General features: G+C 74.3%; 18 protein-coding genes and 1 riboswitch. Of the genes, 11 read left to right on the top strand and 7 right to left on the bottom strand.

Annotation, left to right across the window (positions count from 1 at the left end):
* Nucleotides 1–53: 53 nt before the first annotated feature.
* A riboswitch (cobalamin riboswitch) is annotated at nucleotides 54–177 on the bottom strand.
* Between the two features lie 137 nt (nucleotides 178–314).
* The 4 genes from FLX08_RS10830 to FLX08_RS10815 are packed head-to-tail and all read left to right on the top strand — an operon-like array spanning nucleotide 315 to nucleotide 7068.
* On the top strand, nucleotides 315–3011 hold the full coding sequence (locus tag FLX08_RS10830; protein WP_142618458.1) for an FtsX-like permease family protein: 2697 nt from the start codon (nucleotides 315–317) through the stop codon (nucleotides 3009–3011).
* Nucleotides 3011–5470, top strand: coding sequence for an FtsX-like permease family protein (locus tag FLX08_RS10825; protein ID WP_167530354.1), 2460 nt, complete (start codon nucleotides 3011–3013; stop codon nucleotides 5468–5470). The genes FLX08_RS10830 and FLX08_RS10825 overlap by 1 nt, the downstream gene beginning before the upstream one ends.
* Nucleotides 5454–6407 (top strand): ABC transporter ATP-binding protein, encoded by a 954-nt coding sequence (locus FLX08_RS10820; protein ID WP_142618454.1) that lies wholly within the window; start codon nucleotides 5454–5456, stop codon nucleotides 6405–6407. Before FLX08_RS10825 ends, FLX08_RS10820 begins: the two co-directional genes overlap by 17 nt.
* Nucleotides 6400–7068, top strand: coding sequence for an ABC transporter ATP-binding protein (locus tag FLX08_RS10815; RefSeq protein ID WP_142618452.1), 669 nt, complete (start codon nucleotides 6400–6402; stop codon nucleotides 7066–7068). The genes FLX08_RS10820 and FLX08_RS10815 overlap by 8 nt, the downstream gene beginning before the upstream one ends.
* A 43-nt stretch (nucleotides 7069–7111) precedes the next feature.
* Here the strand turns inward: FLX08_RS10815 and FLX08_RS10810 are convergent, their stop codons facing one another.
* The gene (locus tag FLX08_RS10810) at nucleotides 7112–8047 is read right to left on the bottom strand and encodes an aldo/keto reductase (protein WP_142618450.1); all 936 of its coding nucleotides are present in this window, start codon (nucleotides 8045–8047) and stop codon (nucleotides 7112–7114) included.
* A 109-nt stretch (nucleotides 8048–8156) separates the two neighbouring features.
* Between FLX08_RS10810 and FLX08_RS10805 the strand changes: the two genes are divergently transcribed.
* Nucleotides 8157–9200 (top strand): family 2 encapsulin nanocompartment cargo protein polyprenyl transferase, encoded by a 1044-nt coding sequence (locus tag FLX08_RS10805; protein WP_244312542.1) that lies wholly within the window; start codon nucleotides 8157–8159, stop codon nucleotides 9198–9200.
* Here FLX08_RS10805 and FLX08_RS10800 read toward each other — a convergent pair.
* A complete protein-coding gene (locus FLX08_RS10800; protein ID WP_142618446.1) occupies nucleotides 9197–12199 on the bottom strand; it encodes an FAD-binding and (Fe-S)-binding domain-containing protein in 3003 nt (1000 codons plus the stop codon). The two genes, FLX08_RS10805 and FLX08_RS10800, sit on opposite strands and share 4 nt — an antisense overlap.
* 4 nt (nucleotides 12200–12203) lie before the next feature.
* Nucleotides 12204–13970, bottom strand: coding sequence for a thiamine pyrophosphate-dependent enzyme (locus FLX08_RS10795; RefSeq protein WP_142618444.1), 1767 nt, complete (start codon nucleotides 13968–13970; stop codon nucleotides 12204–12206).
* Between the two features lie 103 nt (nucleotides 13971–14073).
* On the opposite strand from FLX08_RS10795, the gene FLX08_RS10790 reads away from it, so the two are divergent.
* Nucleotides 14074–15177, top strand: coding sequence for an enolase C-terminal domain-like protein (locus FLX08_RS10790; protein WP_244312541.1), 1104 nt, complete (start codon nucleotides 14074–14076; stop codon nucleotides 15175–15177).
* On the opposite strand, the gene FLX08_RS10785 is transcribed toward FLX08_RS10790, so the two are convergent.
* The 3 genes from FLX08_RS10785 to FLX08_RS10775 all read right to left on the bottom strand — a co-directional run bounded on the left by FLX08_RS10785 (nucleotide 15162) and on the right by FLX08_RS10775 (nucleotide 17811).
* Nucleotides 15162–15485: a hypothetical protein gene (locus FLX08_RS10785; RefSeq protein WP_142618440.1), complete on the bottom strand. Its 324-nt coding sequence runs from the start codon at nucleotides 15483–15485 to the stop codon at nucleotides 15162–15164. The two genes, FLX08_RS10790 and FLX08_RS10785, sit on opposite strands and share 16 nt — an antisense overlap.
* Nucleotides 15486–15880: 395 nt before the next feature.
* Nucleotides 15881–16585: a response regulator transcription factor gene (locus FLX08_RS10780; protein WP_142618438.1), complete on the bottom strand. Its 705-nt coding sequence runs from the start codon at nucleotides 16583–16585 to the stop codon at nucleotides 15881–15883.
* The gene (locus FLX08_RS10775; RefSeq protein WP_142618436.1) at nucleotides 16582–17811 is read right to left on the bottom strand and encodes a sensor histidine kinase; all 1230 of its coding nucleotides are present in this window, start codon (nucleotides 17809–17811) and stop codon (nucleotides 16582–16584) included. The genes FLX08_RS10780 and FLX08_RS10775 overlap by 4 nt, the downstream gene beginning before the upstream one ends.
* A gap of 180 nt (nucleotides 17812–17991) precedes the next feature.
* Between FLX08_RS10775 and FLX08_RS10770 the strand changes: the two genes are divergently transcribed.
* Complete coding sequence (locus FLX08_RS10770; protein WP_142618434.1) at nucleotides 17992–18225, top strand: hypothetical protein; 234 nt, start codon at nucleotides 17992–17994, stop codon at nucleotides 18223–18225.
* A gap of 72 nt (nucleotides 18226–18297) precedes the next feature.
* Here FLX08_RS10770 and ligD read toward each other — a convergent pair whose 3' ends face one another.
* Nucleotides 18298–19266, bottom strand: coding sequence for a non-homologous end-joining DNA ligase (gene ligD, locus FLX08_RS10765; protein ID WP_142618432.1), 969 nt, complete (start codon nucleotides 19264–19266; stop codon nucleotides 18298–18300).
* Between the two features lie 133 nt (nucleotides 19267–19399).
* Here ligD and FLX08_RS10760 point away from each other — a divergent pair, with 133 nt between their 5' ends.
* The 4 genes from FLX08_RS10760 to FLX08_RS10745 are packed head-to-tail and all read left to right on the top strand — an operon-like array spanning nucleotide 19400 to nucleotide 22498.
* Nucleotides 19400–20113 (top strand): ABC transporter ATP-binding protein, encoded by a 714-nt coding sequence (locus tag FLX08_RS10760; protein WP_142618430.1) that lies wholly within the window; start codon nucleotides 19400–19402, stop codon nucleotides 20111–20113.
* Complete coding sequence (locus FLX08_RS10755) at nucleotides 20110–20799, top strand: ABC transporter permease (protein WP_142618428.1); 690 nt, start codon at nucleotides 20110–20112, stop codon at nucleotides 20797–20799. Before FLX08_RS10760 ends, FLX08_RS10755 begins: the two co-directional genes overlap by 4 nt.
* Nucleotides 20800–20804: 5 nt before the next feature.
* On the top strand, nucleotides 20805–21902 hold the full coding sequence (locus FLX08_RS10750) for a sensor histidine kinase (RefSeq protein ID WP_142618426.1): 1098 nt from the start codon (nucleotides 20805–20807) through the stop codon (nucleotides 21900–21902).
* A complete protein-coding gene (locus tag FLX08_RS10745) occupies nucleotides 21902–22498 on the top strand; it encodes a response regulator (RefSeq protein ID WP_142618424.1) in 597 nt (198 codons plus the stop codon). Before FLX08_RS10750 ends, FLX08_RS10745 begins: the two co-directional genes overlap by 1 nt.
* Nucleotides 22499–22557 lie beyond the last annotated feature (59 nt).

Here is a 22557-nt window from a genome sequence, read left to right as displayed (position 1 = left end):
CATGGCATGTCCCCCCTGGGGGTCCGCGCCCCCGGTAGAAGGTCCGACGGCCGGAGTATCCTGGCTCCCGGATCAGCGCTCCCCTCAGCCTTCCCGCCCGTGCTGGGCAGTGGCGTGGGTGAGGGTCGCTCCCCGGTGACAGTGGCGGGACCGCGCCGGATTCACACCGGCTTCCTCCGCGTCCGTCGCTTGCGGTGGTCAACTTACACCTTCGGGTCGGATGTCCCGCAAGTACGGTCTGTCGGATATATCGGAATCGCTACGTATGTCGGGCCGGTGTGGTGTGCCCGGATCGGCTTTGCCATGATGCCCGGGTGAAACGGGGGAGGGCAGTGCTGGGGCGGCTGCCGTTGGTGATCCGGCGTGCGCTGGCCGAGCCCCTGCTGCTGGCGGCGGCGTTCGGCTCCATCCTGCTCGCCACCACGGCGATCGCGGCGCTGCTGCTGCACGCGGGGTCGGCGAGCCAGGCGGGCGTACGGCGGGCGCTCGACACGGCGCCGCTCGCCGCCACCGCCACCGTCGTCACCTCCTCGGTCACATCCGGGGACTTCGCGAAGGTCGACCAGGCCGTCCGCGCGGGCATCGCCCACGCCCATGGCGAGGTGCCCGTACGGGTCACCGCGCGCGTCGAGTCCGCCTCCTACGCGCTGAGGGGACGAGAGAAAGGCGGTCAGCCCGTCCTGACCCGGTTCGCCACGTACGAGGGCCTGGACGGCCAGGCCGACCTGGTGAGCGGCCGATGGCCCACGCAGGAAGGGACCGAGGGTACGGCGCAGGGGACGCCCCAGGCAACGGCCGTGGCGCTCTCGGAGCCGGCCGCGCGGGCGATGGGGGTCTCCACCGGCGACGCGTTCACCGTCGTCGGACGCCTGGACGGAAAGCCGGCCCGCGTACGCGTCGCCGGCGTCTTCCGGCTGCGCAACCCCGACGACCCGCGCTGGAGGGGAGAGGACCTGCTGCGCCACGGTACGCAGACCGCCGACTTCACCTCCCGCGGCCCCCTGGTCGTGCCGGCAGGCGCCTTCCTCGACCGGTTCGCGGCCGGCGCCTCGGCCCGCTGGCTCGCCGAGCCCGACCTGCGCCGGCTCTCCCCCGACCGGCTGCGGCCGGTCTCGGCGTCGGTCGCCGCGGTCTCCGCGGACGTACGGTCCGGCTGCCCCCGGTGCACCGTCACCGAGACGCTGTCCGGCACGCTGCTGCGGCTCGACCACGGCGCGCTGGTCGCCCGCTCGACCATGCTGGTGCCGGTGCTCCAGTTGCTCGTGCTGGCCGCGTACGCGCTGGCGCTGACCGCGCGGCTGCTCGCCGAGCACCGCCGCATGGAGACGGCCCTGCTGCGATCGAGGGGCGGCGGGTCGCCGCGGCTCGCCGCCATGGCGGCGGGGGAGGCGCTGCTGATCGCGCTGCCCTGCGCGCCCGCGGCGCCGTTCCTCGCGCCCGTCCTCCTGCGGCTGCTGAGCGCGTTCCCCTGGATCGAGGCCACCGGAGTGGAGCCGCCCCGCACCCCCGACGGCGGCACGTTCGCAGTCGCGGCGGTGGTCGCGCTCGCCTGCGCCGTCATGCTGGCCGCGCCGCCCCTGCTCGCCGCCCGCCGCACGTACGTCGAGGAGCAGGCGGCGCGGGGGCGCGCCGACCGTCCGGGCCTGGTGCAGCGGGCCGGGGCCGACGTGGCGCTGCTGGTCCTGGCGGCCCTCGCCGTCTGGCGCCTGCGCGGCCAGGACGCGGCGGAGACGACACGTCTCGGCGGCGAGCTCGGGCTCGACCCGCTCGTCGGGGCGGGTCCGGCGCTCGCCCTGCTCGTCGGCGGGATGGCCGCCCTGCGGCTGGTGCCCGCCGTCGCCAGGATCGCCGAGCGGGCGACGCGGTGGCGCCCCGGGTTCGGGCCGGCCGTGGCCGCACGGCAGGTGAGCCGGCGCCCGGCCCGCTATTCGGGTCCGGCGCTGCTGCTGACGATGGCGACGGCGATCGGCGTGCTGTCGCTGACCACCGCCGCGACCTGGCGCGCCGCCCAGGAGGACCGGGCCCGGCACGTCGCCGGAGCATCCCTGCGTGTCCCGGCCCTCCCCGGCGACGACGCCCGGACCTTCACCACGCTGCCGGGGGTCGCGGCGGCCGTGCCCGCGCACCGCGCCACGGTCGTCGCCGACGGCGCGGACGCCACGCTGATCGCCGCGGACGCGGCGGATCTGGGCCGGGTGCTGCTGCTGCGCCCCGACCTGTCGGAGCTGCCGCCGGCCACGCTGGCCTCCCGGATCGCCGGGTCCGCCGGGCAGCCGCTCCCGGTCGTGGCGACCCCCGGCCTGGCCGACGTCACCAGGATCACGGCCGGCACGGCGGCGATCCCGGTGCGGGTCGTGAGCGTCGTCACGGCGATGCCCGGCACGCCCGAGGGCACCCCGGCCCTGCTCGCCGACCTCACGGCGTTCCAGGGGAAAGGCGCCGAGAGGCAGGTGACGGAATGGTGGCTGGCCACAGACGGGCACGACACCGCGCGGGCCGCCCTGGACGCATCGGGACGCGGCAGGGACATCGTGGACGTGGCCGCGCTCACCGCCGGCTACCGGGACGACCCCACGGCGGCCGGTCTGCAGGGCGCGCTGCTGCTCGGCTTCGCGGCGGCGCTGGCGTTCGCCGTGCTGGGATTCCTGGTCAACGCGGCGGTCTCGGCGCGCGAGCGCAGGGGGGAGTTCGCCGTGCTCGGCGCGCTCGGCGTGAGATTCCGGCAGACGCTCGGCCTGCTCGCGGCCGAGCAGTCGTTCGTGATCGGGCTGTCGCTGGCCGGGGGAGTGGCGCTCGCCGTGGCCGTCTCCGCCGCGGTGGTGCCGCCGATGGTGACCGCCGGATACGCGACCGGAGGCGGGCTGCCGGTGCTGCTCCACGTGCCGTGGTCGCAGGTGGCGGCGCTCGCCGTCGCGATCCTCGCGGTGCTCCTCGCGATCGTGGCGGGGCTCGCGCGGTCGCTGCACCGCCGTGAGCCGGCCGCCGTGCTGCGCGCGGGGGAGGCGTCGTGATGCGCCTGCTGGGAGTGCATAAGGGCGTCGCGGCGCTGCTGGCCGCGCTGGTCTTCGGCGCCGCGCTGGTCGTCTCGGCCCTGCCCCGCATGGTCGAGTCCTCCCTCGACGCGGCGGCCAGGTCGGCTGTCGGCGCCGCCCCGCCCGGGACGACCGCGCTGGCGGTCCAGTTCACCCGGCAGTTGTTCGACCCGAGGGCGATGCGGACGACGGACCAGGTGGCCGAGGCGGACGCCGCCTGGCGCGCCCTGCTTCCCCCGGCGCTGCGCGAGGTCGCCGATCCTGGCCCGCTCTACGATTTCTCCACCTCCTCGCCGATCCTGATCGACGACCAGGCGCATCGATATCTGACGCTGAAATGGGTCTCCGGGGCGGACCGGCACGTGCGATACGTCGAGGGCGGCCCCCCGGGCCCAGGCTCCCGCACCCGCGTCGAGGTGGCCGTCCCCGCGGTCGCCGCCACGGAGATGTCGATCAAGACGGGCGACACGTTCCGCATCGGCGACCTGACCGCGAAGGTCACCGGCCTGTTCGAGCCGGTGCGTCCCGCCGACCGGTTCTGGGCGCTGGAGCCGGAGCTCACCTACGTCATCCACCACCGCGTGCCGCTCGCCACGGAGGACGACCTGATCGTCACCGCGCTCACCGACGGCGACAGCCTCGCGGGCGTCGAGCTGCCCATCCTCTTCCGATGGCTCGTCACCCCGGCGCAGGACCGCCTCAGCGCGGGCAACGCGGCGGCCGTGCTCGCCGCCACGGAGGAGTTCGGCCGCCGCCTGGGCAAGCAGGACGTCGAAGTCGCCCTGTCGACCGGGTTCGACCGCATCCTCGGGGAGTACCTGGACCGGCTGGCCGTCACGCGGGCGCTCATCACGGTGTTCCTGAGCGGGCTGGCCGTCGTGTGCCTGGGCACCGTGGCCCTGGCCGTGCTGCTGTTCGCCCGGAGGGTGCGGGGCGACCTGCTGCTGATGCGCGCCCGCGGCGCGTCCCTGGCCCGGGTCGTGCTGACCTGCGGGGGAGCGGTCGCGCTCGTGGCGGTGCCGGCGGCCGCGGCGGGCCAGGTGGCCGCGGGCTTCGTGCCGGGCGCCCCGACGGCGGTCGCACGGCTGGGACCGGCCGCGCTGGCGGCGGGAACCGTCGCGATCGCCTGCGCCGCCGCCGCGCTGGGCCGGTCCGGCGGCCGGCGGTCCGGGAACCCGCTCCGCAGGATCGTGCTGGAGCTCCTGGTGCTCGTGCTCGCCGTGGCGAGCGTCCACCTCCTGCGCACCCGCGGCCTCGACACGGGCGATGCGTTCCTCGCGCCGGCGCCCGTGCTGCTGGCGCTGGCGGTCGCGCTGGCGGTGCTGCGCGCCGGCCCGGCCGTGATCCACCTCGCGTTCCGGGCCGCCGCCCGGCGCAGCGGCGCCGTGCCGTTCCTCGGGCTCGCCGCCGCCCGGGCCGTGCCGGGCGCCGCGCTGCCGGTGCTCACGCTGCTGCCGGCCGTCGCCCTGGCGGCGTACGGCATGGCCACCGCCGGAGGGCTGGAGGAGGCCCAGCGGCAGGCGGCGTGGGAGCGGACCGGAGCCGAGATCAGGGTGGAGCGCGCGCAGGGCATCGCGCCGGAGACGCTGCGGCAGATCGCCCACGCGCCCGGCGTCAGGGCCGTCGTCCCCGCCGCGGTCGGGACGACGGTCGCCGAGGTGGGCTTCGGCGGGCGGCCCGCCACGGTCGTCGCCGTCGATCTCGACGCCTACCGCCGGCTGGTCGCGGGCAGCCCGCTCCACCTGCCGCGGCCGGGGACCGGCGCGCTGGTCTCGCCCGACCTGTCCGCCATGCGGAGCTTCGAGATCGGCTGGCCCGCGCGGACGACGGTCACCCCGGCGGGGACCGTCGACGCGATGCCGGGGGTGGCGGCCGGCGACGGCGCCCTCATCGTGCTGCCCGGGGCTCCCGCACAGGTCAACACGCTGCTGATCGCGGGAGACCCCGCCGCGGTCAGGCCGCTGCTGCCGTCCGGCGCGCACATGACCACCGTGGCGGGCGCGCACGCCGAGATCACCGGGGCGCCGCTGACGGGGGCGCTGACCGCCGCGCTGCGGGTCGCCGCCGCGGCGCTGGCCGCGTACGCGCTGGCGGCCGTCGCGATCGCCCTGACCGGCGGCGCGGCCCGTCGGGCGGAGGACCTCGGGCTGCTGCGCGCCCTCGGCCTCACGCGCGGACAGGCCGGGCTGGTCACCGTCCTGGAGGCGGCCCCGCTGCTCGTCCTGACCGCCGTCGCCGGGCTGGCGGCCGGTCTCGCCATGCCCGCTCTGATCGGAATCGACCTGTCGGCGTACGCGGGCGGGCGGCACGGCGCGCCGGCGGGCGGCGCGCTCCTGCCCGTGCTGCCCGCCGCCGTGGCCGCGGCCCTGGCCGCCGGGGTCGCCGCCGTCGCCCTCGTGGGCGCCTATTGGGGAGGAAGACGTGGACACGCTGGCTGACCTGGAGGCCCGGGCCACGCGGGGTGGTCCCGTGTTCGGCGCGGACGCCCACATCCTGTGCGACAACCTCGTGCGGATCTACAAGACCGAGGGGGCGGCCGCGGTCGAGGTGGTCGCGCTGCAGGGGCTCGACCTGCTCATCGGCCGCGGCGAGCTGGTGGCGGTCGTCGGGGCCTCGGGATCGGGCAAGTCGACGCTGCTCAACATCCTGTCGGGGCTCGACGTGCCGACGGCGGGGCTGGCCCGGGTCGCCGGCACCGACCTGCTGTCCATGACCCCCCGCGACCGGCTCCGCTATCGGCGTTCCGTCGTGGGCTTCGTCTGGCAGCAGACCTCCCGCAACCTGCTGCCGTACCTCACCGCGCGGGAGAACGTGATGCTCCCGATGCGGCTGGCGGGCGGCACGTCGTGGCGGGCCAGGTCGTCGCGTACGGACGAGCTGCTGGAGCTGACGGGGATGGCCGGCCGCGCGGACCGGCGGCCCGGGGAGATGTCCGGCGGCGAGCAGCAGCGGGTGGCCGTCGCCGTGGCATTGGCCAACGCGCCCGAGGTGGTGCTCGCCGACGAGCCCACCGGGGAGCTCGACAGCGAGAGCGCCGAGACGGTCTTCGGCGTGCTGCGCCACGCCAACCGAGAGCTGGGCGTCACGACCGTCGTCGTGACGCACGACCCGATGGTGTCGCAGCAGGTCGACCGGACGATCGGCATCCGCGACGGCCGCACCTCCAGCGAGACGTTCCGCCGCACCTCCTCCGACGGGAGGGTGGTCGCCGAGGAGTACGCGGTGCTGGACCGGGCCGGGCGCCTGCAACTGCCGAGGGAGTTCATCAACGCCCTGTCGATGGAACACCGGGTGCGCCTGGAGCTCGAACGCGACCACATCGGGGTGTGGCCCTCGGTCACCGGGGACGACGCGGAGGAAGAGACGCATGAGTGAGCCGCTGGTCGTCGTCGAGGGGCTGCGCAAGACCTATCCCAAGGGCGTGCGCGCCCTCAGAGGGGTCTCCTTCGAGGCGCACCCCGGCGAGCTGGTCGCGATCCGCGGGCGTTCCGGCGCGGGCAAGACGACGCTGCTCAACCTGGTCGGCGGCCTCGACCGGCCCGACGAGGGCCAGGTGCGGGTGGCGGGGCAGTCCGTGCCCGAGCTGCCCGAGGAGGGCCTGTTGCGGCTGCGGCGCGACGTCGTCGGGTTCGTCTTCCAGTCGTTCCGGCTGATCCCGGTGCTGTCGGCCGCCGAGAACGTGGGCGTGCCGCTGCGGCTGGCCCGGGTGCCCGCCAAGGACCGGGAGGAGCGGGTCAAGGTGCTGCTGTCGCTGGTCGGGCTGTCCGGCCAGGCCGAGCAGCGGCCCTACGAGCTGTCGGGCGGCCAGCAGCAGCGCGTCGCCATCGCCAGGGCCCTGGCCAACCGGCCCCGCCTGCTGCTGGCCGACGAGCCGACCGGTCAGCTCGACTCCCAGACCGCCCGCCAGATCATGGAGCTGCTCCGGGTGCTCGTCCGGGGCGAGGGCGTCACGGTGCTGGTGGCCACGCACGACGAGGGCCTCGTCGGTCTCGCCGACCGCGTGCTGGAGCTCAAGGACGGCGAGTTCCTCCCCTGAGGCCGGACCCGGGGGAGGGCCCAGGATAGGGGAGGGGGGAGACTCAGGCCCAGGGGAGGGCGGCGCGGCGGGCCCAGTAGGTCTCGGCGTCCTCCGCCAGCCCGGCGAGCGCCTTCTCGGTCTCGTCGTCCCAGGTCACGGCGGACGCCGCCAGGTTCTCGGCGAGCTGGGCGGTCGTGGCCGCGCCGCTCAGCACGATCCCCGCCCATGGGCGGGCGAGCACGGCGGCGAGCGCCAGCGCGTCGGGGGTGACGCCGCGCTCGCGTGCGGCGTCCACCAGCGCAGGCGGCGCACCCCGGGAGGTCAGCCTGCCGTTGGCCACGCCCTCCTTGACGATCACGGTGAGCCCGGCGGCGTGCGCCCGGGCCAGGGCCTCGCCCGCCGAGCGCTCCAGCAGGTTCCAGGTCGACTGCACCGTGTCGAAGAGCCCGGTCGCGACCGCCTTGCCGATCGTCGCGGCCTGGCGGGGGCCGGTGGTCGACAGGCCCACGCCGACGCCCCCGGCACGCAGGGCGCGCAGCTCGCCGAGCACCTCCTCGTCGTCGAGCACCCCGCTCTCCACGGTGGCGGAGTGGATCTGGTAGAGCGACAGGTGGTCGCCGAGCAGCTCCCGGGTCTCGCCCAGCTGGCGGCGCAGCCGGGCGGCCGACAGGTCCTTCTCCTCGTGGAGGCCGGCGTCCATGCGCCAGCCGCCGACGTACTCGTATCCCCACTTCGACCCGACCTCGATCTCCCCGGGCCGGATGCCCCGGTCGGCCAGCCAGCCCGCCAGGAACTCCTCCGCCAGGCCGTAGGACCGGGCCACGTCGACGTACCGCACGCCCGCCGCCCGGGCGGCGTCCAGCACCTCCCACGTGCGCGCCCGCATCGCCGCCACGTCGCGCTCACCGCCGAGGTCCTCGTCCCTGCCCAGCGTGATGTACGCGGGCCGCCCGATCGCGGCGAGCCCGAGACCCATCTCCTGCACCCACTTCCGCATGCGCACCACGTTAGGTGGATCGGGAGGCACGTGTGGCGCGGAGGTGGCCGGGGTATGCCGACAAGTCCAGCCGGCCTGTTTGTCCACTCGAGCCCGAGGTGGTGGGAGCGTGACGGAACCGGTTGCAGAGGGAGTGCGCACCGCGGCGGATGTGCTCGCCCGGACGCGCGACCTGATGGAGCCCGCCCTGCGCCATGCGGTCGACACCCTGCCCGCGCCGACGCGCCGGATGGCGGGATACCACTTCGGATGGTGGGACGCGCGGGAGCGGCCGCTGCAGGCGGACGGCGGCAAGGCGCTGCGTCCCGCGTTCACGCTCCTGGCGGCCGAGGGCGTCGGCGGTCACGTGGACGCGGCGCTGCCGGCCGCCGTGGCGATCGAGCTGGTGCACAACTTCTCCCTCGTCCACGACGACGTGATGGACGGCGACGCGGTCCGCCGCCACCGCCCCACGGTGTGGAACGTCTTCGGGCGCTCCGAGGCGATCCTGGCCGGAGACTCCCTGCTGACGCTGGCCTTCGCCGTGCTCGCGGGGAGCGGCCGCTCCGCCGGCGCGAGCGTGCGCACGCTGGCCCGGTGCGTCCAGTCGCTGCTGGACGGCCAGAGCGCCGACCTCGGCTTCGAGAAACGGGGGGACGTGAGCCTGGGGGAGTGCGTGCGCATGGCGGAGGGGAAGACGGGCGCGCTGTTCGGCTGCGCCTGCGCCCTCGGCGCACTGCAGGCCGCCGGGCTCCCGGGGGGCGCCACCACCGAGCAGGTGTCCTTCCTGCGGGTGTTCGGCGAGCGTGTGGGGCTGGCGTTCCAGATCGTGGACGACCTGCTGGGCATCTGGGGCGACCCGGCCGTCACCGGCAAACCGGTCCACTCCGACCTGCGCAACCGGAAGAAGTCCCTGCCGGTCGTCGCCGCGCTGACGTCGGGCACGGCGGCCGGCGGCGCGCTCGCCGCGATGTATCGCCGCCCGCTCGCCCAGACCGACCTCGCGCGGGCCGCGCGCCTGGTCGACGAGGCGGGCGGCCGGGCGTGGTGCCTGGCCAGGGTGGACGACCTGCTGTCCGAGGCGATGGAGGCGCTGCGGTCGGCGGAGCTGGCGCCCGGACCGGCGGCGGGTCTTGAAGCCCTGGCCCGCCTGGCCGCCGACCGCGACCGCTAACGCGTTCCCAGCACCCGCGCCGGGCCGGGCCTGCGCGCGATGCGGCACTCGGGACGTTCGTTCAGCGGGGTGCCGCGCAACCCGGCCGCCAGCAGCTCCGCCAGGTGCACCGCCCGGCGTCCCACCCCCGCCTGCTCGATCTGCGTACGGCAGCTGAAGCCGTCGGCGAGGACGACCGCGCGGGCGTCGGCGGCGCGGACGGCCGGCAGGATCTCGTGCTCCGCGCAGGTCGTCGACACCTCCAGGTGCCCGGCGGTGAAGCCGAAGTTCCCGGCGAGGCCGCAGCAGCCGCCTGCCGCCTCCACCCGCACCCCGGCACGGGACAGCAGCGCCCGGTCGGTGTCGAAGCCGAGCACCGCGTGGTGGTGGCAGTGCGGCTGAGCGACGGCGTCCCGGTCGATGCGGGGCGGCTCCCACCCGTCGGTCGCGCTCAGCAGCTCGGCGAGGGTCCTGGTCTGCTCGCGCAGCCGGGCGAAGTCCCGGTCGTGGGCGAACAGCTCGGGCGCGTCGGTCCGGAACACCGCCGTGCAGCTCGGCTCCAGCCCGACGATCGGAATGCCGCGGCGCAGCGCCGGAGCGAGGGTGCGCAGGGTGCGGCGCAGCACCTGCCGCGCCACGCTGAGCTGACCGGTCGATATCCACGTCAGGCCGCAGCACAGCGTGCGCGGCGGGATCAGCACCCGATAGCCCGCCGACTCCAGCACCCAGACGGCGGCGCGGCCGATGTACGGGTGGAAGTTGTCGGTGAACGTGTCGGGCCACAGCAGCACGGGCCCTCGCTCGCCCCCGCCGCGCGGCCCGCGGTGCCGATACCAGTCGCTGAAGCGCAGCCGGGCGAAGTCCGGCGCCGGCCGGGCCGGTTCGATCCCCGCCAGGCCCTTGGCCAGGCCCGACAGCAGGGGCGCGTGCGCCAGCGCGTTCACCACACCCGGGGCGAGCGCGGCCACGCGGGCCCACACCGGCAGCCACCCCATGGCGTAGTGGTCCATCGGCCTGATTCTGCGGGCGTAGTGGTGGGCGAGGAACTCGGCCTTGTACGTCGCCATGTCGACCTGCATCGGGCAGTCGTGCCGGCAGCCCTTGCAGGCCAGGCACAGGTCGAGCGCATCGCGTACGGCGGTGGAACGCCAGCCGTCCTTGACCACGGAGTCGGCGTGGCCGTTCAGCATCTCGAACAGCAGCCGTGCGCGCCCGCGGGTGGAGTGCTCCTCCTCGCCTGTGGCCCGGTAGGACGGGCACATCACCCCGCCGGTGTGCCGGCGGCATTGGCCGACGCCCACGCACCGCATCACCGCCCGCTGGAAGCTGCCCTCGTCGTCCGGGTAGTCGAAGTGGACGGGCGGGTCGGCGGGCGTCCACCCGGGGCCGAGCCGCAGGTTCTCGTCCAGCCGGTACGGTGCGACGACCTTGCCGGGATTCATCCGGTCGCCGGGGTCGAAGACGGCCTTGACCTGCTCGAAGGCGGTCATGATCGCAGGCCCGAACATCTTCGGCAGCAGCTCGCCCCTGGCCTGCCCGTCGCCGTGCTCGCCGGACAGCGAGCCGCCGTAGGAGACGACGAGGTCGGCGGCGCGTTCGAGGAAGGCCCGGAAGGCCGCCACCCCGTCGGCCGTCACCAGGTCGAACGGGATGCGGGTGTGCACGCAGCCCTGCCCGAAGTGCCCGTACAGGGAGGCGTCGGCGTAGTCGAACTCCTCCAGCAGGCGGCGCAGGTCGCGCAGGTAGGCGCCGAGCCGGTCGGGCGGGACGGCCGAGTCCTCGAACCCCTCCCACGTCTCGCGCATGCCGGGCACGCGGGCGGTGGCGCCGAGCCCGGACTCGCGGACCTCCCACAGCTCCTTTTCGATCTTCGCCTCGTCGATGAAGCAGACGTGCGGCGCGTGCTCGCTGCCCTTCAGCTCGTTCAGCAGGTCACGGGCCTTGTCGTCCGCCTCCTTCTGGGAGCGGCCGCCGAAGGAGACCATGAGCCAGCCGCCGCCCTCCGGCAGTCGCCTGAGGGCGTCGGGGTGCATGTGCTTGCGCCGCTCGAAGTCCACGAGCTTGTCGTCCACCCCTTCGAGCTGGAGCGGGCCGTAGCGGGCGATGCGCGGCACCGCCTCGGCGGCCACGCCGATGTCGTGGTAGCCGAGCAGGACGAGGCACTCGGCCTCGGGTACGGGCACCAGGCGCAGCTCGGCCCGCAGCACGGTGACCAGGGTGCCCTCCGATCCGACCAGCGCCCTGGCCAGGTCGAACCCGGCCTCGGGCAGGAGCTGGTCGAGGTTGTAGCCCGACACCCGGCGGGGGATGTCGGGGAAGCGGCGGCGGATCTCGTCGGCGTGCTCGTCGGCGATCGCGCGCAGCTCCCGGTAGATCCGCGCCCGAGGCCCGCCCTGGGCGACGATCCGGTCGAACTCCTCGTCCGTGGTCGGCCCCACCCACATGCGCTGGCCGTTGTAGGTGAGGATCTCCAGTCGTGCGACGTTTTCGGCGGTCTTGCCGTACGCCTGGGCGGTCGAGCCGCAGGAGTTGTTGCCGATCATGCCGCCGAGCGTGCACTGGGAGTGGGTGGACGGGCGCGGCCCGAACATCAGGCCGGTATCGGCCAGCAGCCGGTTCAGCACGTCGAGCACGATGCCGGGCTCGACCACGCAGGTGCGCGCCGCGGCGTCCACCGACACCAGCCGGTGGCAGTACTTCGACCAGTCGATGATCACGGCGGTGTTGCAGGTCTGACCGGCCAGGCTCGTCCCCCCGCCCCGCGACGTGACGGGCGCGTCGTGCTCCCGGCAGACCGCGATCGCCTCGGCCGCCGCGTCCACCGTGCGCGGCGCCACCACCCCGAGCGGCACCTGCCGGTAGTTCGACCCGTCGGTGGAGTAGGCGCCCCGGCTGCCCGGGTCGAACCTGACCTCGCCGTCCACCCGGGCGGCGAGGTCCCGCTCCAGGTCGCGCACCCGCACGTACGGGCGCCGCGGCCGGATCGTCACGGGCGGAGGAACGAGCACCTCGTCCGACATGGCGTCACCGCCCCAGTTGAGAGATCTTGTCCTTGAACAGCGTCGTCGCGATGGCCGCCTTGTGCGGCTGCCCCTTCAGGAACGCCTCGGCGAACCTGACCGCCTGGTCGCGGGCGACCTTGCCCGGCATCGGCGGCTCGTTCGGGTCGACGGCCACGTCCACCAGCGCCGGCCCCGGATGGGCGAGGGCCTGCCGTACGGCCTCGTCCACCTCCGCGGGGTCGGTGACCTTGCGGCCGTAGCCGCCGCAGGAGCGGGCCCAGGCGGAGAAGTCGGAGGACGGCGCGCCGAACCTGACCCCGTGCTCGGGATATCCCAGCACCATCTGCTCCCACAGGATCTGGCCGAGCGAGTCGTTGTTGTTCACGACCACGGTGATCGGCAGGCCGAGCCGGGCCGCGGTGAGGAACTCGGCCATGAGCATCGCGAAGCCGCCGTCGCCGATGAACGCGATCACCTGCCGGCCGGGGTGGGCGAGCTGCGCCGCGATCGCGTACGGCAGGCCGGGGGCCATCGTGGCGAGGTTGCCCGACAGGTAGAACTCCCGGTCGCCGCGGATCGTCCAGTGCCGGGCCGCCCAGGTGGCGATCGTGCCGGAGTCGCAGGTGAGGATGGCGTCGTCGGAGGCGGCCCGGTCCACGCAGCCGATCAGATACTGCGGGGCGATCGGGGTGCGCTGCGGGTTCTCCAGGGCGGCCATGTCCTCCCGCCATGCGGCCATGGCCTTCCGGTGCTTGTCCAGGTGCGCCCGGTCGTCGTTGCGGTGCAGCAGCGGCAGCAGCGCGGCGAGCCCCTCCTTGGCGTCCCCGATCATCGGCACCTCGGTCGGCATGCGCACGCCCGCGCGGGCGGGATCGGCGTCGATCTGCACGACGCGGACCCTGCCGGGCTCGGGCAGGTGCTTGGTGTAGGGGAAGTTGGTGCCGACCATCAGCAGGGTGTCGCAGTCCTCGACCAGCTCCTCGCCCGGCTTCGTGCCGAGCAGGCCGATCCCGCCCACCGCGTACGGCGAGTCGTCGGGGATGACCGCCTTGCCGGGAAGCGTCTTGATCACGGGGGCGCCCAGCGTCTCGGCGGCGGCCAGCACCTCCTCGCGGGCGTGCAGGGCGCCGGCGCCGGCCAGGATCGCGGGTCGCCGGGCCGCGTTGAGCACCTCGGCGGCGGCCCGGAGGTCCTCCTGGCGCGGCACGCCGGGCGGGGGCAGGTAGACGGGGGCGGTCGCGGGCGGCCGTGCGGGGGCGACGTGCTGGTAGGGGTCGGCGTCGGCGGGGGCCACCTGGACGTCGTTGGGCAGGCACAGGTGGGCCACCCCGCGGCGCGCGTACGCCGTGCGGATGGCGATGTCCACCACGCCAGGCAGCTGGGCCGGGTTGTCCACCACGAGGTTGTACTCGGCCACGTCCTCGTACAGCCGGTCGAGGTGGACCTCCTGCTGATAGCCGGTGCCCAGCACGCTGGTCTCCTGCATGCCCGTGATGGCCAGCACCGGCTGGTGGTCGAGCTTGGCGTCGTACAGGCCGTTGAGCAGGTGGATCCCGCCGGGGCCCGAGGTGGCCAGGCACACCCCGATGCGACCGGTGGCCTTCGCGTGCGCCGCCGCCATGAAGGCGGCCGCCTCCTCGTGATGCACCAGCACGAACCGGACACGGTCGGAGTGGCGGCGCAGCCCTTCCATGATGCCGTTGATGCCGTCACCGGGAAGCCCGAAGACGGTGTCGACACCCCAGTCGGCGAGCCGCGTGATGAGTATTTCTGAGGCGATTTCCGTCATATGTGGCGCGCTGCCCTTGGAATGGGAAGCCGAACACTCGCCCCAGGGAAAATCTTTCCTCCGATCCGGAGTCCCGGGGTCACGCCCGGGTAGGGAGACGCGTGTGATCGGGGACCTCGTGATCAGGGACCTTCACGTGTCGGCGTACCGCGTGCCGACCGACCGCCCGGAGGCCGACGGCACCCTGAGCTGGGACGCGACCACGATGGTGGTGGTCCACGCGGACGCGGGCGAGGCGGCCGGGCTCGGCTGGACCTACGCGCCCGCCGCCGCCGCGCGGGTCGTCACCGACCTGCTCGCGCCGGTCGTGTGCGGCGGCGATCCGATGGACGTGCCGGGCCTGTGGACCGGGATGGTCCGCCGGGTGCGCAACGCGGGCCGCACGGGCGTCGCCGGGTATGCGATCTCCGCGGTCGACGTGGCGCTCTGGGACCTCAAGGCCCGGCTGCTCGGCGTGCCTCTCGCCCGACTGTTCGGCCTGGCCTGGCCGTCCGTGCCCGTCTACGGCTCGGGCGGGTTCACCACGTACGACGACGACGTCACGACGGCGCAGCTCGCGCACTGGGTGCACGAGCAGGGCATCCCCCGCGTCAAGATCAAGATCGGGGAGTCCGCGGGCGCCATGCCCGCCCGCGACCTGCACCGCGTCGCGCTCGCCCGCTGCGTCATCGGGGACGCCGCCGAGCTGTACGTGGACGCCAACGGCGGCTACGGCGCGAAACAGGCCGTACGGCTGGAACGCCGGATGCGCGACCACGACGTGCGGTGGTTCGAGGAGCCGGTGTCCTCCGACGACCTGGCCGGGCTGCGCCTGGTGCGCGAGCGGTCCGACGCCGACGTCGCGGCCGGGGAGTACGGCGGCGACCTCGTCTACTTCACCCGCATGTGCGCGGCGGGCGCGGTCGACTGCCTGCAGATCGACGCGACCCGCTGCGGCGGCTACACGGGCTGGTCCGGCGCGGCGGCCATCGCCGCCGGGCACGGGCTTGAGGTGTCGGCGCACTGCGCGCCCAACCTGCACGCGCCGGTCGCCGCGGCGACCCCCAACCTGCGCCACATGGAGTGGTTCCACGACCACGTGCGCATCGAGGGCGACCTGTTCGACGGCGCGGCCGACCCCGCGGGCGGCGCCGTACTCCCGCCGGACGCGCCGGGCCACGGCCTGACGCTGCGCGCCGCCGTGGCCGAGCTCTACCGCGTCGCGTAGGCCGTGCGGTCATCCGCGACCACGTACTCGTCCTGGCTCGTGACGAACAGGTAAGGGCCCAGCGTCACGTTGTGCACCGAATCCCGTAGCGGCCGGTAGCGGTACCGCCCCGAGACGATGGCCGCCGCACTGGTGCTGGCCTCGGCGTAGACGCGGCTGTAGTCGTGGGACGACGTCCAGACGTTCAGGGGCTGGTCGTCGTCGTTGCGGACGGTCGAGACCAGGGAGAGACGTAACCGTTGCGGTCCCGCCTGAGCTCGTTGACGCGGACATCGGCCCTGGCGGGCCAGTATTCGGATTCGATCCACGGGGGAGTGCCGCTGGGCGCGGTTTCCAGGACCGGGAGTTCGCCGGTGGTCGCCGGGGCGGGGGAGGCGGGCGGCGGCGGTGCGGCGGCCGCGGCTTCGGCTTGGCGAACTGGACGGTCACCCGCCGGTTGACCCGGCGGCCTTCGGCGTTCTCGTTCGTGGCGATCGGGTCCCGGGATCCGTGTCCCCGCACCCGGTAGGTGACACCCCGCCGGGTGACCAGCCGCCGCAGAGCGGTGCTCCACCATATTGCCGAATCGCTCCGCGCATTTCCGGAGATTTGGGTGATGGGCGGCTCCCACTGCGGGCGGATGTCGCACAAGCCGAATCAAAGCCGAAATAACGCGATTTCAGCTAACCGAGATGCGGCGAAGGGACGTGAGCCGGCGGCCTTTTCAGTCGTATGTGTGGAACGGGTCGTCGAGCAGACCGGCGTCGTGGACGAGCAGCGCGATCTGGACGCGGTTGTTGAGGCCGAGCTTGGCCAGGACGCTCGACACGTGCGTTTTGACGGTGGGGACGCTGAGGTGCAGCAGGGCGCCGATCTCGGCGTTCGGCCTGCCCTGGCCGACCGCCACCGCGACCTCACGCTCCCGGTCGTTGAGCAGTGCCAGGCGCTCCCGGGCGCGGGCCCGGCGCCGGTCCCGGCCGTCCTCGGCGACCCGGGCGATGAGCCGCCGGGTCACCGCCGGGGAAAGGACCGGATGGCCGGCGGCCACCCGGCGGATGGCGTCCACGATCTCGCGCGGCGGGGTGTCCTTGAGCAGGAACCCGGCGGCCCCCGCGCGCAGGGCGCGCAGCACGTGCTCGTCGGCGTCGAAGGTGGTCAGCACGATCACCTCGGGCGCGCCGTCGCGGGCGCGCAGCGCCTCGGTGGCGGCCAGGCCGTCCATCACCGGCATCCGGATGTCCATCAGCACCACGTCCGGGCGGTGCCGGCCGGCCAGGGGCAGCACCTCGGCGCCGTCCCCGGCCTGGGCGAGGACCCGGATGTCGGGGGCGCCGCCGAGCATCATCTCCAGCCCGGCCCGCACCAGGGGGTCGTCGTCGGCGATGAGCACACCGATAGGGGCGTCGGGCACGGCACGCGGCACGGTCATGCCGGCCACGGTAGCCAGGCCCGCACGCGCCAGCCACCCGGGCCGCCGTCACCCGGGCCGCCGTTATCCGGGCCGCCGTCACCCGGGCCTGCCGGCCCGTGCTCCAGCCGTCCCCCCGTCAGCGTGACGCGCTCGGCGAGGCCGGCCAGGCCATGGCCCCCACCGGCGGCCTCCGGCGCGGCGGCGGGAGCGTCGTTGACCACCTCGACCGTCAGGCCCTCGCCGGGCGCCCCCGTCACCCGTACGCGGACCGCGGCGCCCGGCGCGTGCTTGCGGGCGTTGGTGAGGGCCTCCTGCACGACGCGGTAGGCGGTGCGGCCCGTCCGGTCCGGGACGGCGGCCTCGCGCACGCCGAGGTCGTCGCACAACTCGACCCGCATGCCGGCCCGGCCCGACTCCGCGACGAGCGCGTCAAGGTCGGCAAGGGCGGGCAGACCGGGCCGGGTGGGCGCGGACGGCTCGGACGACTCGGCGGTCGGTGCGCGCAGCACGCCGATCACCTCGCGCAGGTCCTGCAGGGCCTGGTGGGCGCTCTCCCTGATCACCCGCGCCGCCCGGGCGACGTCGGCCGGGTCGGCTCCGGGGTTGAACTCCAGCGCCCCCGCGTGCACGCTCAGCAGCGACAGCCGGTGGCCGAGCACATCGTGGATCTTGCGGGCGATGGCCTCGCGGACCTGGTGCTGCGCCTGCTCGGCCCGCAGCCTCGCCTCGGTCTCCATCCGGGCCGCGCGGTCGCGCTGCGCCAGCACGAGGCGGCGCCGGTGGTGAACGAAGAGCCCCCAGCCGACCGCCGCGCCCTGAAGGGCCAGGCCCAGTGTCAGCAGCGCGAGCGGCGGCATGTCCGGGTCGGGGCGCAGATAGGTGAAGACGACCGCGGCGACGACGCTGAGCGCGAACACCGTTCCCGAGGTCCGCGGGCGGCGGTGGACCGCGACGGAGAAGAGCGCGGCCAGCATCGGGCCCGCGATCATCTCGAAGACGGCCGACAACGCGACGAGCGTCACCGCGAGCCCGACCGGCCATCTGCGGCGCAGCCACAACGCCGCGCAGCCGAGCATGCTCACGGCCTGGTCGAGGGTGAACAGCCAGGCCGGTGGCAGGGGCGAGATGTGCAGGCGCTCCACCGACGTGTAGAAGCCGAAGGCGACGGCGAGGACGAACATCGCCGTGTCCACGAACCAGTCGCGCCGGCTGCGCCGGTGCCGGGGGGCGGCGGGGGAATCCATATCCCCCGCAGCGTACGGCCCGGCGCGAGGCCCGCGAACGGCCGAGCGCGAGGACCATACCGAAGTCGGGCCGAAGCCGGCTTCGGTCGGCGGGCACGCCGTGCACCGGCGACCTTCGCCGGACGAAAGCATGCCGACGCCCGATCCCCGCCGGGCGGGCCGGTCCCTAACGTCGGCGGCATGCGTGAAGTCATCCGGCTCGCCGGGGCGTTCCTGGTCGCCGCGGGCATCAGCGGGACCATCGACCACCTGGCCGTGCAGCCGTTCTGGGGCGCGATACTGAACGTCTTCAACCGCCAGGTCATCCCGCGCCTGGGCTTCCTCACCGGCTACGAGATCTACGCCAACCTGCTCGTCGCGGTCGTCGGCGCCGTCGTCCTCGCCGCCGCGTGGAGGCGCGATGAGGACGCGTGACCCGCGGGCGCGGTGCCGCTCGGCGTCCTGGCGGCGCGGCGCCGCATGACACGGTGCGTGAGGCGGTGCGGTTCAGCCCTCCTCTCGGACGACCTCGCTGGGCTCCTTGTCATCGCGCAGGCCCCGCCACGAGGGGTGGCGCAGCCGCCCCTCGCTCGTCCATTCGGTGAACTGCACCTCGCCGACCAGGACCGGCTCCACCCAGTGGCAGCCCTTGGCCTCCTCCCGGGTGATGCCCTCGAACGGGGGCGTGTCCCGCTCCAGCGGGGCCAGGCGCTCGCCGAGCCACCGCAGCGCCTCGTCGGTGAAGCCGGTGCCGACGCTGCCGACGTACCGCAGGCGCCCGCTTTCGTCGTTGACGCCCAGGAGCAGCGATCCGATGGTGTTCGCCCGGCGGCCCTCCCCGGGCCGCCACCCGCCGATGACGACCTCCTGCGTACGGACGTTCTTCACCTTCACCCAGTCGGATGAGCGGCGGCCGGGGCGGTAGGGCGAGGTGAGCCGCTTGGCCACGACGCCTTCCAGCCCCAGCCGCCGGGAGTCGGCCAGCGTGTGCTCGCCGCCATGGGTGAAGTAGGGCGGGACGGCCCAGTGGTGCCCGGCGTGGACGAGGTCCTCCAGGCGGCGCCGCCGTTCGGTGTAGGGCAGCGCGATCGTGGTCGCGGTGTCGACGTGCAGCACGTCGAACAGCAGGTACGTCACGGGCGTGGTCACCAGGAGCTGCCTGATCTTGAACGGGTTGCGCTGGTGCATGCGCGGCTGCAGCGCCGTGAACGACGGCCTGCCCTGCTGGTCGAACGCGACGATCTCCCCGTCGAGCACCGCCGCGTGCCCGCCCGTGGCGCCGGCCAGGCCGGCGAGCTCGGGATAGGCGACGGTGACGTCCTTCCCGTTGCGGGAGACCAGCCGCAGCCTGCCGTCCTCGACGTAGCCGAGGGCGCGGACGCCGTCCCACTTCATCTCGTGCGCGTAGTCGCTGTCGGGCTCGGGCAGCGGCCCGAGCTGGGCCAACATCGGCGCGTACGCCGGAAGGGCGGCCATGCCCTGCTGGTACCCCGGCCTGCCCCGCAGTACCCCTGACCTGGGGCGGCAGATGCCCCATCCTCCAAAAGGGGGATGGAGGGCGACGTGACGGGTGATGCCGCATGATCGGCGCCGCCGCGACCCTTGACGCATGGAAGCCATCGAGGTGACAGACCTCCGCAAATCGTACGGGGACACCCTCGCCGTGGACGGGGTGACGTTCACGGTCCGCGCCGGTGAGACGTTCGGGATCATCGGCCACAACGGCGCCGGCAAGACCACGACCGTCGAGTGCCTGATCGGGCTCAGGCGGGCCGACGCGGGCAGCGTCCGGGTGCTCGGCGAGGATCCGGCGCGCAGGCGGCGCGCCCTGGCCCACCGCCTCGGCGTGCAGCTGCAGGACAGCTCCCTGCCCGAGCGGATAAAGGTGGCCGAGGCGCTGCGCATGTTCGGCGCCTTCTACAGCGACGCGGCCGACTGGCGGCGGGTGATGGAACGCTGGGGCCTGCGGCCGCTGGCGAGGAAGGCATTCGGCGACCTGTCCGGCGGGCAGAAGCAGCGGCTGATGCTCGCGCTCGCCCTGGTCGGCGACCCCGAGGTCGTCGTGCTCGACGAGCTGACCACGGGCCTGGACCCGATCGCGCGCCGCGAGACGTGGCGGCTGATCGGCGACCTGAAGGCGGCGGGCACCACGGTGGTGCTGGTCAGCCACTACTTCGACGAGATAGAGGCGCTCTGCGACCGGGTCGCCGTCCTCGCCCGCGGTCGGGTGGTGGCGACGGGCACCGCGGGCGAGCTCGTCGCCCGCACCGGAACCGCCTCGCTGGAAGAGGCCTACCTCGCGCTGGAAGGAGCGGACCGATGAGGGCGTTCACGGCTCTGGCGGCGGCCGAGCTCAGGCTGCTGGCGCGCGATCCCGCCTCGCTGTTCTTCATGGTGGCCTTCCCCCTCATGCTGCTGGTGCTCAAGCGCGGCGACAGCGGGGCGGTGCCCGGCTATCTCGCGATGATCGCCGCTATCGGCGGGATGGGCGCGCTGCCCGGCCTGCTGGCCTCCTACCGGGAGCGCAAGGTGCTCAAGCGGCTGGCCACCACGCCGATCTCCCCGGTTCTGCTGCTCGGCGCCCAGCTCGTGGCCCAGATCGCCGCAGGACTGGCGGGCTCCGTGCTGCTGGTGGTCGTCACGATCACGGTGTTCGGCGCCGAGCCCCCCGGGAACGTCGTCCTGCTGGCCGCCGCCTTCCTGCTCTGCTCGGTGATGGTCTGCGCCCTGGGCTTCGTGATCGCCGCGGTCGTGCGCAACACCAGGGGCGCGAGCCTGATCGGCATGCTGGTCATGTTCCCCATGATCTTCCTGTCGGGCGCGGCCGTGCCCAGGAAGGCCCTGCCCGGCTCGCTGCGTCAGATCGGCGACGTCCTGCCCCTGACCCCGGCCGTGGAGGCCCTGGGGAACGCCTGGTCCGGCACCGCCGCGGTCTTCCCCCTGCTGATCCTGGCCGGGATAATCGTGGCGGCCACGGCCGCCGGCGCCGCGCTGTTCCGATGGGAGTGAGGGACGTGAACGTCTGGGAGGCGCGCTGGCTGCGCGCCTTCCACCTGCTGTACTACGCCTGCCTGGCGCTCGGGCTGGTCCTCTCGTCCGGCGAGGGCACCGGTGAGAGCGGGGTCCCAGGCCCGCTGACACTCGGAATCGTCGCGCTCATGGCCGGCTGGCACGGTTTCTTCGTCGCACGCCGGTCTCGTCTACTCGGGCGGCTCAACCCGATGGCGTTCCACCTGGCGGTCGTCTGCGCGCTCTACATCGCGCTGGTGTCGCTGGACCGGTCGTTCGACGTGGTCGTCTTCGGGCTGATGCCCCAGCCCTACCTGATGCTGCCGAGCCCCTGGTCGTACGTGGGGGCGGTGGCGACGGTCCTCAGCACGTTCGCCGCCAGGGGCTATCTGGACGACCCCGGCGCCGTGTGGCGGCTGGCCGGGAGCTCCGGCCTCGTCGTGGCGATCGGGCTGTTCGTCGACTACGTGTCCCGGCAGAGCGCGCAGAACCGGACGGTCGGGGTGCTGGAGGAGCGGGCGAGGCTGGCCAGGGAGATCCACGACACCCTCGCGCAGGGGTTGAGCGGGATCATCACCCAGCTGGAGGCGGCCGAGCAGGCGATGCCCGACCTGGGCGCCGTACAGAAGAGGATCGCGCTGGCCAAGGAGCTGGCACGCGACAACCTGCGGGAGGCGCGGCGCTCGGTCGACGCGCTGCGGCCGGGCCCTCTCTCCGGCGCGGGCCCCGAGGCGGCGCTCGCGGAGGTGGCCGCCCGGTGGTCGCGGACGTCGGGGGTGGCGGCGACCGTGTCGGTGGAGGGGACGCCCCGGCCACTGCCCGGTGAGGTGCAGACGACGCTGCTGCGGGCGGCGCAGGAGGGACTGTCGAACGCGGCCAGGCACGCCCGGGCGGGCAGGGTCGCGATCACGCTGACGTACATGGACGACGAGGTGACGCTCGACGTGTTCGACGACGGGGCGGGATTCGACCCGGACGCGCCCGGCGCGGGGTACGGCCTGGCGGCCATGCGGGAGCGGGCCGGCGGCGTCGGGGGGACGCTGACCGTGGAGTCCGCACCGGGAGAGGGAACGGCGCTGTGCCTGCGGATCCCCTCAAACTGATGATCGTCGACGACCATCCGGTGGTCCGCGACGGGCTGCGCGGGATGTTCGACCACGTGGCGGACATCGAGGTGGTGGCGGAGGCGTCCGACGGGTTCGAGGCGCTGGCCATGGCCAGGCAGGCCCGGCCGCATGTGGTGCTGATGGACCTTCGCATGCCCGGCCTGGACGGCGTCGGGGCGATCCAGCGGCTCCGGGCCGACCACCCGGAGATCAAGGTGGTCGTGCTCACCACCTACGACACGGACGCCGACGTGGCCCGGGCCATGGCCGCCGGGGTGGCGGGCTACCTGCTGAAGGACGCCCCGCGCGAGGAGCTGCACAGAGCGGTCCGCACGGCCGCCGCCGGCGGCGCGGTCCTGGCGCCGTCGGTCGCGTCCGCACTGATGGGCAGGCCCGCGGCCCAGGAGCCGAGCCCGCGCGAGCTGGAGGTGCTGCGCCTGGTGGCGCGGGGCTCGGCGAACAAGGAGATCGCCCGGGCCCTGCTGATCAGCGAGACGACGGTGAAGACGCATCTCAAGCACGTCTTCGCCAAGCTCGGTGTCGACAGCAGGGCCGCGGCCGTCGTCGTCGCCATGGAGCGAGGGCTCATCTAGGGACGGGGTGGGCGGCTTCCGCTAGGCGATCGTTCGTCCGCCGTCGACGGGGATGGTGG

The organism is Microbispora hainanensis (assembly GCF_006874475.1).
Taxonomy (GTDB): domain Bacteria; phylum Actinomycetota; class Actinomycetes; order Streptosporangiales; family Streptosporangiaceae; genus Microbispora; species Microbispora hainanensis.
This window is presented reverse-complemented; position numbering and strand designations above follow the sequence as displayed.